The sequence below is a fragment of the Lichenicola cladoniae genome, from assembly GCF_013201075.1.
GTDB classification, from domain to species: Bacteria; Pseudomonadota; Alphaproteobacteria; order Acetobacterales; family Acetobacteraceae; genus Lichenicola; species Lichenicola cladoniae.
The window spans coordinates 4,636,910-4,652,215 of sequence record NZ_CP053708.1 but is presented as its reverse complement, the minus strand read 5'-3'; the positions used below and the strand labels follow the sequence as shown (position 1 = coordinate 4,652,215).

Sequence of the window (15,306 nt, the reverse complement as noted above, 5' to 3'; positions counted from 1 at the left end):
GCTCACCGCGTCGATCGTCTCCGGCCGCTTCGGGGTGCGGCCTGCGCCGGCACACCGAGTTCGGCATCCAGCAGAGACATCGCACAGGCACGGATGCGCTCGGCATCGGCTGATGGTAGCGACGTCTCCCGCGCGACCAGGAAGAACCGCACGCATCCCTGGTCAAGCAGGGAAAAGACCGCCGTGGTGCCCCGCCACGGCATCGAGGACAGGAAGCCCAGCACCGACGCGCCCGGCGGAACCACGGCCTCCCCGACATGGGAAAACATCAGGTCGTTCCTGGCTTTGCCATGCAGTTGCAGGTCGATGAACCAGTCCGACAGCGCATGCAGCCACTCCGCGGTCAGCAGCGTCCGCCTCGGATCGAGCCGCCCCCGGCGCGCGGTCAGATCCCGCTTCAGCTTGCGTGCCTGCTCCCAGAAGCCCTGGTCCAGCGCCCGATCGATCGACAGATGCACGGTGTCCGGATAGCCGAACAGCATGTCCGCCTCGATCGCCGGCAGCATCGGCCGCACATCGATAGGGCATAGCAGGCGGTTGCGGGCCTGCGCGGGCCGAACCTTGCGGACCGCGCGCAGGAAAGCGGTGGCCAGGACTGCATACAGGGTCACCGTCTCGTCCCGGCACCGTGCCCGCAGGGCATCGCAAGTCGAGGCTTCCAGGGTCCAGCGGATGACATAGCTCGGCAAGACGGCGGCTGCCGGTCCGCGTCGTGCAAGGCCGGTCGCGGCGTGCAGCAGCCACTTCGCAGCACTCGCATGCGAGAGCAGGCTGCGCCAGCGCCGGCTCAGGCGCCGATCTTCGGTGAACAGTTCGTGGATAGTGGCGATCCGCCGCGGCGCCGGCCGCACCGGGACCGGCTCCGGCCGGATGCCCCCAAGTTCCGCGATCAGTTCGCGCGTCAGCAACAGCATCGACTTGCCGTCGCAGATGCAGTGGTAGCCGACCAGCACAAGCTCGCTCACCGCCGATGAACGGATCCAGACCACGCGCAGTAGCGGACCATGCGCATTGTCGAACGGCAGGTCGATCTCATGGCGGACCGCCTCGAACCAGTCTTCGTCGTCGGTGCGGTCGATGATGCGCAGGCTGATCGGGGGGATCGGGTCGGGGGTGACGAAGTGCGGGCGCTTGCCCTTCTGGACGATGCCGACGCACAGCATCGGATGCCGGGCCTGGAGTTGCACCAGCGCCCGGTGCAGCTCTGCGGCTTCGATGGTTCCGGCCAGGCGGGCCGCGAGCAAGACGTTCCAGGGACGGCGGCCACCGACGAGAAGAAACCGCTCGAAGAAGAAGAGGCCGCGCTGCATGCCGTCGCATGATCGGTCAGGACCGATGATCATGCCAGCCAAGTTGTGCGAAATACGCAGGTCGCTCATCCTGCCTGCGCGAAGCACCGAGGAATTTCCGCATGACCCGAAGCTTGAACGATCGCCTGTCGCCTGCACGCACGCCTGCCCTGGCCGGGCCATTCTTGCTCGGGCTGGTGGCCATCGGTCTGGCGCTGGTGCCCGCGACCGCCGCCCGGGCCGCGACCGCCGGGATCGCCTTGCAGCCGGACCCTGCGCTGCAGTCGGCAATCGCTAACCCCGCCCGCGACCCGGCCTTCGTCAAGCGTGACGAGGCGCGGCATCCGGTGCAGGAGCTCACCTTCTTCGGGCTGAAGCCGAACCAGACGGTGGTCGAGATCTGGCCCAGCGGTGGCTACTGGACCGAGATCCTCGCGCCCTACCTGCACGATCATGGCACGTACTACGCGGCGGTCGGCGCGCCGATGAAGCCGGGCTCGCCCTTTGCCCAGAAGCTCGCGGCGCAACCTGCCCTCTATGACCACGTGAAGATCACCCAGGCGGGTGGAGCGGCCGACATCGCACCTGCCAACAGCGCCGACCTGGTGGTGACGTTCCGCAACCTGCACAACTGGATGAAGCAGGGCGATGCGCCGCAGATGCTCGCAGCCTTTTATCGGGCGCTCAAGCCGGGCGGCATCCTCGGCATCGAGGACCATCGCGGCCATCGCACCGGGGCCTATGACCCGCAGGCCAAGGACGGCTACGTCAGCCAGCAATCGGCAATCGCCCAGGCCCGTGCGGCCGGCTTCAAGTTCGTGGCCAGCTCCGAGATGGACGCCAACCCGAAAGACACCGCCGACTGGCCGGAAGGGGTCTGGACCCTGCCGCCCACCTTCGCGCTCGGTGCGAAGGATCATGACCGCTACGCGGCGATCGGCGAGGCCGACAATTTCGTGCTGAAGTTCCGCAAGCCGTAATCGCCCCACCGGTCCTGGCGATCGGGGACGACGGCTCGGGCGGCCGTGTCCCCGAACGGATCTAGCCCGCTGCCGGGCCGGCTGGCTCATGTCCGCCCAGCGTCCGCTGGAACAGGGCCAGCGTCCAGCCGATCGCCTGCAGGAACAGGGCCGGGTCGTAGCGCGGGCCCTCGTCGCGCAGGAACGCGTGCGCGCCGTTGACCTCATGCCACTCGTAGCGCGCGCCGACCTCCTCCAGCCGCTCGCGGATCGCCTGCCTGCCGGCGAACGGGACATGCGGGTCCTGCCGGCCCCAGACGAACAGCGCCTCAGCCTTGAGTTCGTCCATCCGCGCCAGGCTGTCGTCGTTCCGGCCTTCGCCGAGCGATTTCGAATGGATGTCGGTGGCATAGAAGCAGGCCACTGCCGACACTGCCGGATCGAGGGCCGCCCGATAGGCCAGGTGGCCGCCGAGGCAGATGCCGAGGCTGCCAATCCGGCCGGTGCAAGCGGGGTGGTCGCGCAGGAACCCGACCGCCGCACGAGCATCGGCGTCGAAGCCGGCGACCGGCTTGGCGAACTTGAGCGCGTTGCCCCGCTCGGTGCCCGGTGCGTCGTAGCGGAGAACGGTACCTGCCGGTTCGTACTCGTGATAGACCTCCGGCACCGCCACCACGTAGCCCTGCCCGGCGACCATCGCCGCAAGCCGGCGGATCGGGTCGGTTACCTGGTAGATCTCGGAAAACAGCAGGATGCCCGGATACCGGCCAGGCATCGCCGGCCGGAACAGGTGCAACCGCATCGAAGACGACGCGCCGGGAACGGGGATGTCCGCGGTCTCGTCACTGGTGATGATCATCGCATGGTTCCCGATGCATGGTTGTCCGGTATCGCACCGCGATCGTCGGCGGCACCGTCCTGGTGGATGGTGACCCGATGCGAGCCGTTGTCCAGACGGAATGGGTCCGGGTGAGCCGGTGGCAGGCAGCCGTCGGACCGCCATCCGGGCTGTCATGACTTGGCCGATCAACCGGGCCGGGCGACAATGCCGCCTTCATCTCCGGCTGTGGAAGCCGGCGGTTCCAGGTTGAGAAGGTCCAGCGGTCATGTTGCTACACGACGGCATGCTGGTCGATGTCGACCAGCTCGGTGAAGTGCGGAACGACGGCAGACCCGCGATCTACGTTCCCGGCTGGACACCGACCATCGCCTATCTCGGTCTGGCACCGCTGGTGATCCTGTGCTTCCAGCATGACGGAGGCGATCTTGCGACCTGGTACCTGGACGAGAACCTCAACCGGCTGGGTGGTTCGGTCCATGAGTTGCCGCCGGACGCAAGCCGGATCCTGACCGAGGCGACTTGTTCGCTGTTCGATGGGCTCTGGGCAAAGATCATGGAGACGTCGGTGCCGCCGGCGCTCGATGAACGCGAGGAGGCGTTCTACCGTCTGCCCGAAGGCAGCCGCGCCGAGCTGCTGGGCCTGTTCCTGGGCAGCTTCGACACCGGCACCCGGTATGTCCCGGTCGATGAGATGAGCCCGGGGCATCCGGGCAGCCAGGTGATCGATTTCGGTTCGCGCCGGCAGCCGCTCCAGAGCAATTACCTGCACGCGCTGCTCAACTCGGGCGCGTTGCAGCAGCAGAACCTGGCCTTCATCGAGCTCGGGCACATGACGTTTCCCTCGCCGATCGACGGCCGGCCGATGATCGTCCGGCACGCGCTCATCCTGCATGGCGTGATCTATGCCTATCGCGCGGTTGACGCGGGTACCGGGACCGTCATGTTCCTGATCGCCAGCGAGATCTATTTCCGGATCGCCGGCATCTTCATTCCCGCAGGCCGGGTGTTCGTCGGCTTCGATCCGGCCGGGATGCGCGCGCAGATGCCGGATCTGTTCCGCGAGTTCTTTGCCCGAATTATGCAGCACGGGAACCTGCTTGGACCTTATTTCGCTCGCGGAACCACAAAACCGGTGCATGCCTGGCGCGGCGTGACAGCGATGCATATCGGCCACGTGCTGTGGAACGACATCTCGGGTATCGGCTCGATCGTGTCCGGTGTGCCAAGGGCGAAGCTGCCGCGCTTCATGGTGTTCGAGGCGCAGTACGAGCCGGAGATGTATGGCCCGCTCGATGCGATCTTCCCGGAGCTGCTCGGTCTCGTCGATCGCCGGACCGACTCGTTGATGGAGGCGATCCCGTCCTTCTACGAAAACGGCCAGACCCTGATCCGTTCATCCTCGATGAAGGTGACCGCGGATATGCGGACGCGGATCCTGGCGACGATCCGGCCGCTCGGCCCGACCTCGCCAGCGTCGATCTGCCGCGAGGCGCGCATCGACAGCGTGCCGGTCATCATGTTCGGGGTGCGGGTCGAGAACCGCACCATCGTCGAGCTGGAAAGCTTCTGCACCAGCCTGGTCACGCACCTGGCACGCACGCTGGGCAAGGCGGTGCTGGTCGTGGACGGCCATAACAGCCGGATCGGCAGCCGGGACGATTTCATTCGGAGCCATGGCGAACGCGGTGCCGTGCGCAGCCCGATCATGATCGAGCGCGACCTGGTGATGGCGATGCGGGATGCCGCGAAAGACACCGGTATCGAGATCGTCGATACCATCGGGCTGCCGATCACCGAAAGCCTGGCCTGCGGTCACGAAGCCGACGCGCTGATCGCCATCTGGGGCGCCGGGCTCGCGAAATACCGCTGGGTCTGCAACATCCCCGGACTGCTGCTGACCAACCGGTGGAACCTCGGCCATCTCGGCGACCGGTTCATCTACCACCACCCAGATGCGATGGAGAATCCGACACCGCTGACGTTCATCCCCGAGGATGCCGTCGAGGACATGCCGGATGCAGAACTGGTGGTCAGGCTCGGTGATGATTTCATCCCGTCGATCTGTAACTTCAGGATCGACGAAGCTAAGGTCATGGCCGCCATCGATATCATGCTGCACGAGCATGCGTTGGTGCCGAGCTGAAAATTCAGAAACAGTTCTGTTTAAAAAACATTTGGCTGATTCACTTTCTGTCTTGAAGCTGCACGAGCGATATCTGTGCAAGCAACGGTCACCGCCGCGTCGAGTGAACACTTAACCGCTGCCTGGAAGGCATACACCCACAGTTGTTGGTCACTAAGGGGTTCAGGCCGGCAAGGACTTCCCTTCAGCCAAATTTTCGTCAATATAGACAAGCTGGAATGTCGGCAGAACAGAGTCGCGAGTAAGAAATGACGTCTAATGTGAGCTTTGCGATTTGGTGCAAGCCCAAGCAGCACTCGGCCACGACCCAGATTGAAGCGCATTTCAACTATTGGCACGTTGCAGGTGACCGCGCTTTCCGCAGGAGTGACCGAAAGCCGGCGCTTGATTTCATTGAGTTTGGTGTTCTTGTAGACGATCCAACCAATATTGATGCAATCAAAATATTTATGCCTTTCGAAGTCAAGGAGAAGGCAATATCTGATTGCTCAGACTATTTTCGAGCTGCGGATATTGCCCAGGGTATATTCAACGATGTGTTACGTGGTGCAGGGCCTGCCGCTGCAGGGCCACGCTGCATTGAATTGTTGAGAGCAGACAACTCAACTTTTAGCAGGATACATAGCTTTACTCTTTCGAAACAGGAATTTGCGCCTACTGAACTTACAGTCATCAAGCGAGACGGTGGGACCCTGTTGTCGATTGAGCGTGGTGCTCTGAATGATGCAACGAACCTCTGGACCCCGGGCGTCCCGGCTTATTTCCGACTCCGCGTATCGCTCAACTTCGACAGACACAATCCTTTCGTTCGAGTGATCCCAACACCGGACCGTTTTTTCCAAAGCAGTTACGAAGAAATAGAGTATTTAGACTTTAGAGTAAACGAAGCACGGACACTTCCAGACCGTATTGAAATGGATATGAGAACTGAGCAAGGTGTTGGCGTCAAGCTACGTCTCGTAGCTTTCCTGACAGCCATTCCAGTTCAGTCGGAGATAGCCATTTCGAATACACCTTCCCATAAAATGCGACTGCTTGAACATGATCTTTGGAATACTTACATGCCGGGTGGAATTCCTGAAGGTATGATGGTCTACCATTGGAAGCGATCTCTCAATAGCCCGGGAATCACTTTAGAAAGAGGCGCTATTGTGGGTGAAATCAACGACTTCACCGCGTTTGTTAAGTTGATGACTCGTCGATCAGGTAAACAGATATACTTGGCCTATATTGTTATCGCGTTCACATTTGGGGTACTCGGGAACTTAGCTGCCAATTATGTCCAGAAAGGACTTGATGCTGCAACCACATGGACGATGGAAGCTATGCCCTCAGGTGCTCTACATCGCCCTAAATTAGGGTATCCCGAAGCTACCACCGGTGCTTTAGAACGTGATAAGCATGGGGAGTGATGATTTTGCGCATATCTACCAAACTTTCTAGGCCGTCGGCCTCCAGCGGGAGATCGAAAGCCGATCTGCTGCCGTCTGAAGCCGAGGCCTTAGAATTCCTCCTCCCGTTGTCCGCCGATTACCCTGGCATTGATCGGTGGTTCGCTGGCAGAGTCATACCTGGTCTGCGGTCTGGCTCGCGAATGCTTCTCCGCGTCGAGCGAGACGGGGAGTTAGTCGGTCTGGGGATTGCGAAGAGAGATCATGATGAACGCAAAATTTGCACGGTCCGTGTAGCGCCGTCCCACGCGGGTCGTGGGATAGGCGTTCGAATATTTGATAAACTACTCACATGGCTTGATGATGATAAGCCTCACCTGACCATAAACAGCTCTAAGTTGCCAATGTTCGAGCGAATCTTTGATTACTATGGATTTTCTCGAACCTCTAGTAAAACTGATCTTTATTTGCCACGAGCGATAGAGTTGGGTTTTAATGAGAAAGATCAAAAAGCCGACGCTCCGCAGAAGCCTACAGCGCCATCTTGGCTTTCAGTTGATTAACTGCATTCGCGAGGTCGAAACCATAGTAGACCGTATCTCTTACTAGAGGCCTGTCAAGGCTGTTCGCATATGACATAACGACCCGTCGCTCTGCCTCTGCTTCCGCTTGGATCTGATTAATCATGCGAGACGGGCGTTTTCGTAATCCTTTCTTTCTTCTATCTTTAATTAAAGACGCATCTGCTTCAAGCAAAATAAATCCGTCCGGTGCTAGCGCAGCAATAATTTCTAACGGAATTTCAATCAGAACGACATCGTTGTCAATCACTGCGTGCGAGTCTAGCAGTATGTTCTTGTCAGGGTTTGCGTCCTTGAATGACGTAATCGCCGAAGCCAGGACATCTTGATTCGATATTACGGAGCTTGGAAGTGCCGTCCGGAGAGTTTCAGCAGCCAAACCATGTGCTGTCTGCAAGATCGTACTCGCCCTCTGATATAAATAATCAGGGTGAACATTTACATATGACTGGCATGCCGTCGTCTTGCCCACTCCCGAGATGCCGAAGACCATGATTAAGTGTGCACGTCCCATCTTACACGAGGACTAATTGTTGTTGACGTCTGATGTCCTCGCCACGCCCACCGATATACATATATGATTGGGGAGGCGTAAAATTCACTAACACATCTAAAGGGTTGATAGGTTTGTCAAAGACACGTAGTTCGCCGATTTGAAGTGCAAAAGCTTTTTGTCGACCAGCGAAATAAGTATCATAGAAACGTTTAGAGATTCCTGATCCTTTTTGAGTGAACTTCCACAAGCGTTCCGGGTCATCTTCAAGGATATCTGCGATGTCGAATTCTGCTACAAAGCGACCCACCGGCATTGTCGAGTAGATCAATACAGTAGTTATATCTCGCCGGGCAAAAAGTCGGCGCCGAAATTCAAAAGTCTTTATACCCTTTAAAATGTTTTCTACGTGAATCGGATTAATTGACAACAAGACGCGCATTCACTTCTCCTGCGGCTAAAATACACATGAGTTGATCTTCGTCTAAACGCCGGAGATCCCAACGCGGTTGAACCGTCATTATGCCGTCGTCTATAAGGCGCCCGCGGGTCGTGCGGCGGTTAAAGGCCGCATTATAAGTCATCTTAGCGACACTAAGGCGCTTCCTCGTTGTAAACTGTTCACGTAGCTCTGCTTCTGAGAAAACACTTCGCGGCATAGTGTAGGCCAGGAACGACGCTATATCTCGAAAATCTCGCTTTAGTTTTACTTCTTCGATAACGCACACCGAAGTAACCACAGACCTGTAATGCGCTGGACCCTGTCGATCGGTAGTCCGGTAAAAAACGACAACATCTCCTGGTGACATTCTTTGAAGGGATAGACCGGAAATATAGACTTTATGGATCGTATTCGAATGCGACACGTCCTGGACTATTTCTCGTGCCTCATTTCTTAGAATGGAGTCAGGCAGCAATCGCGTGTGGTAGTCCGGATAAATTGCTAACAACCAGTAATTTTGGCCGACAGTGTGGACAAACGGGTAATCTTTAAGTCGATCTCCTGTAAAGTCTGTAAGTGAGCGCGTGAGAACACTTTCCGTACCATTTGGAGTTATCTTGACAGCAGTTTGCTGGAAGCCGTATCGCAAAAAGAGTGCAATCAGATCATTGTGGACATCAAAGATGGTAACATAGATGCCTTCAGCGCCTAAATCGAGGGCAGTATCAAAAATCTTCTTGATAACTCGCTCGCCGAGCTTTGTCCCCCTTGAGACGATCTTCAAAGTCCCGACCTTCAACCAAGTCTTTGCTGGTAGCGGCGGAATGACATCAGCGACAACACCATCTTCTCGCTTAAGATAGATCATCCCACTCAGTTCATCGTCGTCATCAACGACGTAGAGATCTTCATTTGCCTTGCTACAGAACCAGCGAGGGAATTCGGTGTAACCTGCTTTCAGGCTATCGAAAAACGGGTCATCAATAGAAAGATCCCGAAATTTCGTGAGTCGCAGACGCCTTGACATTGCGGTCTCCCATCAGGCTGCCATGGAACTCCCGCGCCGTTTAGGGTTGAATCAACTTGGTCCGAGTTTGTCAATGCCTCATCTTGGCGATGCTTAGCTAAGCGGAAGGACCCGGGAGCCCAGATTGGGCGAAAGATCCTGGGTCGTGGACCACAACTGTCATCGCTCCAGTGGCAAGACTCTATCGTATGCCTGTGACGCTGCTTCTTGATGATCGTTATTCGACGATGAGCGGCTTGGTTAGCGTGCAGTCTGGTGGTGGGATCAAGTTCAGCAATAGAAGCTTTCTATCAACTTTGATGATTTGCCTGCTCAAGAAATTCGCCAACGGAAATGACGGCTTTCTGCCGAAGCTCTGGGCACCACAGGTGAGATCGACCTGCCGCCGATTCTTCCGGCTTTAAACTCAGCTGCCATGAAATGTATGGAGTTGATACCCGACCCGAAACGGCCTCTGCGCAATACCCTTGCGCAGAGGCCGGCTGTGTCAGGCGCCGATATGGCGGAGTGATTTTCCGTCCATCAGGTTGTGCTCGATCGCCTCGAGCGACACGCCCTTGGTTTCCGGCACCAGGAACACGATGAACAGGATGAAGCCGGCATTCAGGACCGCGAACAGCCAGAAAGTGTTGGCCTGGCCGAGCACGCTCAGCATGGTCAGGAAGGTGTTGCCGACCAGCCAGTTCGCCACCCAGTTGGTGACGGTCGAGCAGCCGACGCCGAAGTCGCGACCCTGCAACGGCTGGATCTCGGAGCACAACGTCCAGATCAGCGGACCGGGGGCAGCGGCGAAGCCCACGATGAACACCAGCACCATGCCGACCAGAAGGTAGCGTGCGGCATCGCTGTGCACACCGCTGGAGAGCAGGATGCCGACGGCGGCCATGCCGATCGCCATGGTCACGAAGCCTGCATACAGCATCGGCTTCCGGCCCAGGCGATCCGAGAACCCGATCGCGAGCAGCGTCGCCAGCACGTTGGTCAATCCGACGATCGCCGTGGCCCAGTTCGCGGCACCTGCACCGAACCCGGCGATCGTGAAGATCTTCGGCGCGTAATACATGATCACGTTGATGCCGGTGAGCTGCTGGATGATCTGCAGCCCGATGCCGAGATAGACCGACCGGCGGAAGTTCGGGTTGTTCCGGAACAGGCTGCCGCCGAGCTGGCGCACCTTGAGCTGGTCGCTGATCTCGCTGATCTCGCGATCCACGGCCTTGTTGTCCGACCGCAGCGTGTAGAGAACCGCGCGTGCTTCCTCCGGGCGCTGGCGCAGCAGGAACCAGCGTGGGCTTTCCGGCAGGAACACCACCGCCACCAGGAACGCCACCCCAGGCACCGCGATGATGCCCAGCATGAGGCGCCAGTTGCCGCTTGCGGTCAGGAGGCTGTCGGACACAAATGCCGCGAAGATGCCCACCGTCACCATCAGCTGGTAGAGCGACACCATGGCACCGCGCCAATGCGCCGGCGCCACCTCGGAGATGTAGAGCGGCCCGGTAAAGGCGACGATGCCGATTGCCAGTCCCAGGATCACCCGCCCGATCATCAGGGTCGCAACCGACGGCGCGAATGCGCACAGGATCGCGCCAATGACGAACAGGATCGCCCCGATCAGCAGGGATTTCTTGCGGCCGAGCCCATAGGACAAAGTGCCGGCTCCGGCCGCACCGATCGCGGCCCCGACCATCATGATGCTGACGATCCATTCCTGGGTACGCTGCGAGGCGTTGAACGCCTTGCCGATGAAGTCGAGCGCCCCGGCGATGACGCCGATATCGAGGCCGAACATCAGGCCGGCGAGGCTGGCGAGGCCGCAGATGACAAATGCCCGGGTTGGTATCGGCGGGCTGGCCGAACTGTGGGAAAGGGCAGCTGAGCTGGACATGGCGCACTCACTTCTTGGCAGCGATCGACCGTTGACGGAACGTGTCGCCATCGCTTCGGCTCCTGGAGACAGGACCGATTATGTGCGTCGACCTTGGCCGCAAACGACGGCGATGGACAGACCGGGCTCCCTGATGTCTCGTGCCGGGCTGCCCTGCAGGACTGCTTCATGCCAACGAACCCGTTGATCTCGCCTGCCTATGCCGTATCGGGACTGCTGGTCGGCATCCTGGTCGGGTTTACCGGTGTCGGCGGCGGATCGCTGATGACACCGCTCCTGGTGCTTCTGTTCCGCTTCCATCCGGCGACCGCCATCGGCACCGACCTGCTGTTCGCGGCCACCACCAAGACCGCCGGAACGCTGGTGCATGGCTTCGCCGGCACCGTGGACTGGCGCGTGGTCGGACTGCTCGCGACCGGGAGCCTGCCCGGCACGGTAGCGACACTGGCCATCATCTACCGGCTCGGCCCGCCCCTGGCCTCGACCGGACACCTGCTGTCGGTGGCGCTCGGCGTGGCGCTGCTGCTCACCGCAGCCAGCCTGGTGTTCCGCGACCGCATCATGAGGTGGGCGCAGCAGCACGACCTCAACCCGGGCAGCCGGCGCGCTGCGCTGCTGACGGTGATGCTCGGCCTGTATCTCGGTGTGGCGGTGACGATCTCTTCGGTCGGCGCCGGGGCGATCGGGGTGACCGCGCTGATCCTGCTGTATCCGACGATGCCGATCGCGCGGGTGGTCGGATCCGATATCGCCCACGCGGTGCCGCTGACATTGCTCGCCGGTGCCGGTCACTGGCTGATCGGCTCGGTCGACTGGCACCTGTTCGCGTCGCTGATCGTGGGCTCGATCCCGGGCGTGGTGATCGGCAGCCTGATCGGCACCCGGATCTCGGAACGCGTGCTTCGCCCGGCACTCGCGCTGATCCTGGTGGTGGTGGGCGTGAAGCTGCTCGGCTGAAGGTCCCGGAGGCCCCCCAGCCGAGCATGCTCCGGTGCGTCAGCCCGGCTGGTCGCCGCCGTTGCTGTTGCCGCTGTCGTTGTTGTCCTGGTCGCTGCTGCCGTCGCCGTTGTTCGAGTTGCCGCTATCGTCGTCGCTGCCGGCACCGCTGCTGTTGGCCCCGTTGCTCGCCGAGCTGGTTTCAGGCGAGACGGCAACGAACGCCATCTGTCCGTTGTGCAGGATGCGCAGCGCCACATCGCCCTTCTTGAGGGCGGCATGTACCGCGTCCACCACCTCGTGCGGGTTGTTCACCATCGTGTTGCCTACGGCCACGATGACGTCGCCGGCCTGGATGCCGGCGGTTTCCGCAGGCGATCCCGAACGGACCGAACGCACCACGACGCCGCGCGTGCCGTCGTTGATGCCGAGCTGCTGGCGCAGCTCGGGGGTCAGCGGCGACAGCGAGACACCGATCGAGCCGTTGCCGGCGGGATTGCCGGACTGGCCTCCGGACTGGCCGTTCGAGCTCGAACCGCGATTGGCGAGGTTGGCCACCGTCGCGTCGGCGGTCTGCGTGGTGCCGTTGCGCAGGTAGGAGATCGTGACCTTGCTGTTCGGCACGACGTCGGCAACCTTGATCGCCAGCTCCTTCGGGTTGGCGATCTTTTGCCCGTTTAGCTGGGTGATGACGTCACCCGGTTTGATCCCGGCCTTCTCCGCCGGGCTGTTATCCTGCACGCTCGCGACCAGCGCGCCTGCCGCGGGACCGCCCGAAGTCGCCGGCAGGCTCAGCGCCTTGGCCATGCCGGGCGAGATCTCCTGTGCGGTCACGCCGAGATAGCCGCGCGTGACGTGGCCGGTCTTCTGCAGCTGGGCCACCACGGTCCGCACCACGTCGGACGGGATCGCGAAGCCGATGCCGATGCTGCCGCCCGACGGCGACAGGATGGCGGTGTTCACGCCGACCACCTTGCCGTCCTGGGTGATCAGCGGGCCGCCCGAGTTGCCGCGGTTGATCGGTGCATCGACCTGGATGAAGCTGTCGTATGGCCCGTCGCCGATATCGCGGCCGCGCGCCGAGACGATGCCGGCAGTGACCGAACCGCCCAGTCCGAACGGGTTGCCGACCGCGATCACCCACTGGCCCGGCTCCACATCGTTGCTTTCGCCGAGTGCGATGAACGACAGCTTGGCCGACGGCTTGACCTTGAGCAGTGCCAGGTCGGTGCCGGCATCGCGGCCGACCACCTTGGCCTTGAGGACGGTGCCGTCATCGAGCGTGACACTGACGCTGGTGGCGCCCTTGACCACGTGATTGTTGGTGACGATGAAGCCATCGGCCGAGATGATGAAGCCAGATCCGCGCGCCTCGACGGTGCGGGAGGCGTGGCCCTGCGGCGCCATCTGGAACGGGAATGGGAACGGGAACGGCATCTGCTGGCCACCCTGGCCACCGCCGCCCTGGCTTCCACCCTGGCTGCTGTCGTCGTCCGAGCCATCGTCCTTGAGGGTGGAGGTGATCGACACCACCGCCGGCTTCACCTGCTTCACCAGTCCGACGAAGTCCGGGATCTTCTGCGCCATGCCGCTGGGCTGGATGGCGGTCTGGGCGACTGCCGGGCGTCCCTCGATGGTCCCGACCGCGATACCGCCCAGGGCGGTGCCGGCGACCAGGAGCGCCAGGGCGGAGCGCCTGGGGTTGCGGAGCAGGCTGTTGCCGCGAGGAGCGGGGGTCTTGAGCGATGGATCAAACATGGAGTTCCTGCTGTTTCTGGGGCCCGTGCAATCAGTAACGGTGCTGGGACCAATTCCGACACTGCAACAGACAATGCGCCGGGACGCTGTGCGCCAGCCCTTCCCCCCGATGAAACCTCCGTAAGGGATCAAACGGGAATGCGCCGTGCCGGCGATCCGACGCGGCTGCCTGCGCTTCCAGTGCTCACGGCCAGGAGGCCGCTCCGCGCCGGTTCCCGACACCCACGACGGGCGCTCCCGAAGCGGGAGCTCTCACCCGGCACAGCGCATTCCCTCTCGATCCTGGATGATCGCGGAAGAACTAGCTGCGGAGCGCCTGGAAGAAATGGCGGAGGAGGCTGGCGGCTTCCCGTTCGTGGATGCCGCCGATGGTGTGCGGGCGGTGCAGGCAGCCGGGTTGTTCGTACAGACGCGGGCCGTGCTCGATGCCGCCGCCCTTGGGGTCGTAGGCGCCGAACATGACCTGCGCCACCCGGAAATGCGAGGCGGCGGCGGCGCACATCGGGCAGGGTTCGAGGGTTGCGACCAGGGTGCAGCCCTCGAGCCTGGTCTGGCCGAGCCGGGCGGCGGCGGCGCGCATGACCAGCATCTCGGCATGGGCGGACGCATCGCCACGCGCCTCGACCTCGTTGCCGGCCTCGGCCAGAACAGTGCCGTCCGGTGCCAGCACCAGCGCACCGACCGGGACCTCGCCACGATCGGCAGCCGCACGGGCCTGCTGCAGTGCCGACTGCATCGGCGTCAGGCTTCCCGTGTCATCGTCCGGCGTCATGACCCACTCCCGGAGAATTCCTTAGAGGACGATATTGCTTTAACCAGGGCGAATGAAACGAACCCGTCCCGTCATCGGCGTCACCCTCGATAGCGAGAGGGCTGGCACTTCGGAAAGCCCAGCCTACTCGCTCTATCCCTGGTATGCGCTGCGTGAGAACTACATGAGCAGCCTAATCGAGGCCGGCGGCCTGCCGATGGCGCTGCCGCACGATGCCAGCCTCACCGCGCAGATCCTCGATACGATCGATGCCCTGGTGGTCACCGGCGGCGCGTTCGACGTCGATCCCGGCCTGTACGGCGATGGCGACCGGCATGAGACCGTGATCCTGAAACAGGGCCGTACCGCCGCCGAACTGGCCCTGCTGCAGGGCGCGCTGGAGCGGGACATGCCGATCCTGGGTATCTGCGGCGGCCAGCAATTGCTCGCCGTGGCGCTCGGTGGCTCGCTGATCCAGCACATCCCCGACAGCATCGAAGGCGCTTTGGCGCACGAACAACCCAACCCGCGACACGAGGCCGGCCATCCGGTGCGGATCGAGCCCGGCACGCTGCTGGCGCGCATCGTCGGCACCGGCGAGATGCAGGTGAACTCGTCGCACCATCAGGCGGTGCGCGATCCGGGCCGCGGCCGCGTCAATGCGATGGCCGAGGACGGGGTCATCGAGGGCATCGAGGATCCAGCCCGCCGTTTCTGCCTCGGGCTGCAATGGCATCCCGAGTTCGGCATCGACCCCGGCGACCGCCGGGTGTTCGAGGCGCTGGTTTCCGCGGCATTGGGCTAGAA

General features: G+C 61.4%; 14 protein-coding genes. 6 read left to right on the top strand and 8 right to left on the bottom strand.

The features are described from left to right. Window positions 1-2: 2 nt before the first annotated feature. On the bottom strand, window positions 3-1,310 hold the full coding sequence (locus HN018_RS21075; protein WP_171836968.1) for a condensation domain-containing protein: 1,308 nt from the start codon (window positions 1,308-1,310) through the stop codon (window positions 3-5). A 101-nt stretch (window positions 1,311-1,411) separates the two neighbouring features. Here HN018_RS21075 and HN018_RS21070 point away from each other — a divergent pair, with 101 nt between their 5' ends. Then, window positions 1,412-2,269 carry a class I SAM-dependent methyltransferase gene (locus HN018_RS21070; protein WP_171836969.1) on the top strand — a complete coding sequence of 286 codons (858 nt, stop codon included), beginning with the start codon at window positions 1,412-1,414 and terminating at the stop codon, window positions 2,267-2,269. Window positions 2,270-2,330: 61 nt separating this feature from the next. Here HN018_RS21070 and HN018_RS21065 read toward each other — a convergent pair whose 3' ends face one another. Beyond that, on the bottom strand, window positions 2,331-3,107 hold the full coding sequence (locus tag HN018_RS21065) for a dienelactone hydrolase family protein (protein ID WP_171836970.1): 777 nt from the start codon (window positions 3,105-3,107) through the stop codon (window positions 2,331-2,333). A gap of 247 nt (window positions 3,108-3,354) precedes the next feature. On the opposite strand from HN018_RS21065, the gene HN018_RS21060 reads away from it, so the two are divergent. The 3 genes from HN018_RS21060 to HN018_RS29470 all read left to right on the top strand — a co-directional run bounded on the left by HN018_RS21060 (window position 3,355) and on the right by HN018_RS29470 (window position 7,186). Next, window positions 3,355-5,232: a hypothetical protein gene (locus tag HN018_RS21060; RefSeq protein WP_171836972.1), complete on the top strand. Its 1,878-nt coding sequence runs from the start codon at window positions 3,355-3,357 to the stop codon at window positions 5,230-5,232. A 260-nt stretch (window positions 5,233-5,492) separates the two neighbouring features. Next, window positions 5,493-6,644: a hypothetical protein gene (locus HN018_RS21055; RefSeq protein ID WP_171836973.1), complete on the top strand. Its 1,152-nt coding sequence runs from the start codon at window positions 5,493-5,495 to the stop codon at window positions 6,642-6,644. Then, window positions 6,644-7,186, top strand: a complete 543-nt coding sequence (locus HN018_RS29470; protein WP_171837068.1) for a GNAT family N-acetyltransferase — start codon at window positions 6,644-6,646, stop codon at window positions 7,184-7,186. Before HN018_RS21055 ends, HN018_RS29470 begins: the two co-directional genes overlap by 1 nt. On the opposite strand, the gene HN018_RS21045 is transcribed toward HN018_RS29470, so the two are convergent. The 4 genes from HN018_RS21045 to HN018_RS21030 form a co-directional block, all read right to left on the bottom strand. Further along, the gene (locus HN018_RS21045) at window positions 7,155-7,697 is read right to left on the bottom strand and encodes an ATP-binding protein (protein ID WP_171836974.1); all 543 of its coding nucleotides are present in this window, start codon (window positions 7,695-7,697) and stop codon (window positions 7,155-7,157) included. The two genes, HN018_RS29470 and HN018_RS21045, sit on opposite strands and share 32 nt — an antisense overlap. 22 nt (window positions 7,698-7,719) lie before the next feature. Next, a complete protein-coding gene (locus HN018_RS21040) occupies window positions 7,720-8,139 on the bottom strand; it encodes a hypothetical protein (protein WP_171836975.1) in 420 nt (139 codons plus the stop codon). After that, window positions 8,117-9,166 (bottom strand): GNAT family N-acetyltransferase, encoded by a 1,050-nt coding sequence (locus tag HN018_RS21035; RefSeq protein WP_171836976.1) that lies wholly within the window; start codon window positions 9,164-9,166, stop codon window positions 8,117-8,119. Before HN018_RS21035 ends, HN018_RS21040 begins: the two co-directional genes overlap by 23 nt. 487 nt (window positions 9,167-9,653) lie before the next feature. Then, a complete protein-coding gene (locus HN018_RS21030; RefSeq protein ID WP_171836977.1) occupies window positions 9,654-11,054 on the bottom strand; it encodes a sugar porter family MFS transporter in 1,401 nt (466 codons plus the stop codon). A 168-nt stretch (window positions 11,055-11,222) separates the two neighbouring features. Here HN018_RS21030 and HN018_RS21025 point away from each other — a divergent pair, with 168 nt between their 5' ends. Next, on the top strand, window positions 11,223-12,011 hold the full coding sequence (locus tag HN018_RS21025; protein WP_171836978.1) for a sulfite exporter TauE/SafE family protein: 789 nt from the start codon (window positions 11,223-11,225) through the stop codon (window positions 12,009-12,011). A 39-nt stretch (window positions 12,012-12,050) separates the two neighbouring features. Here the strand turns inward: HN018_RS21025 and HN018_RS21020 are convergent, their stop codons facing one another. Together HN018_RS21020 and HN018_RS21015 are read right to left on the bottom strand one after the other, a co-directional pair. Further along, entirely contained in the window at window positions 12,051-13,748 is a 1,698-nt protein-coding gene (locus tag HN018_RS21020; RefSeq protein ID WP_171836979.1) for a Do family serine endopeptidase, read from the bottom strand. Between the two features lie 301 nt (window positions 13,749-14,049). Continuing rightward, window positions 14,050-14,520, bottom strand: coding sequence for a nucleoside deaminase (locus HN018_RS21015; protein ID WP_171836980.1), 471 nt, complete (start codon window positions 14,518-14,520; stop codon window positions 14,050-14,052). A gap of 52 nt (window positions 14,521-14,572) precedes the next feature. Between HN018_RS21015 and HN018_RS21010 the strand changes: the two genes are divergently transcribed. After that, window positions 14,573-15,304, top strand: coding sequence for a gamma-glutamyl-gamma-aminobutyrate hydrolase family protein (locus tag HN018_RS21010; protein WP_171836981.1), 732 nt, complete (start codon window positions 14,573-14,575; stop codon window positions 15,302-15,304). Window positions 15,305-15,306 lie beyond the last annotated feature (2 nt).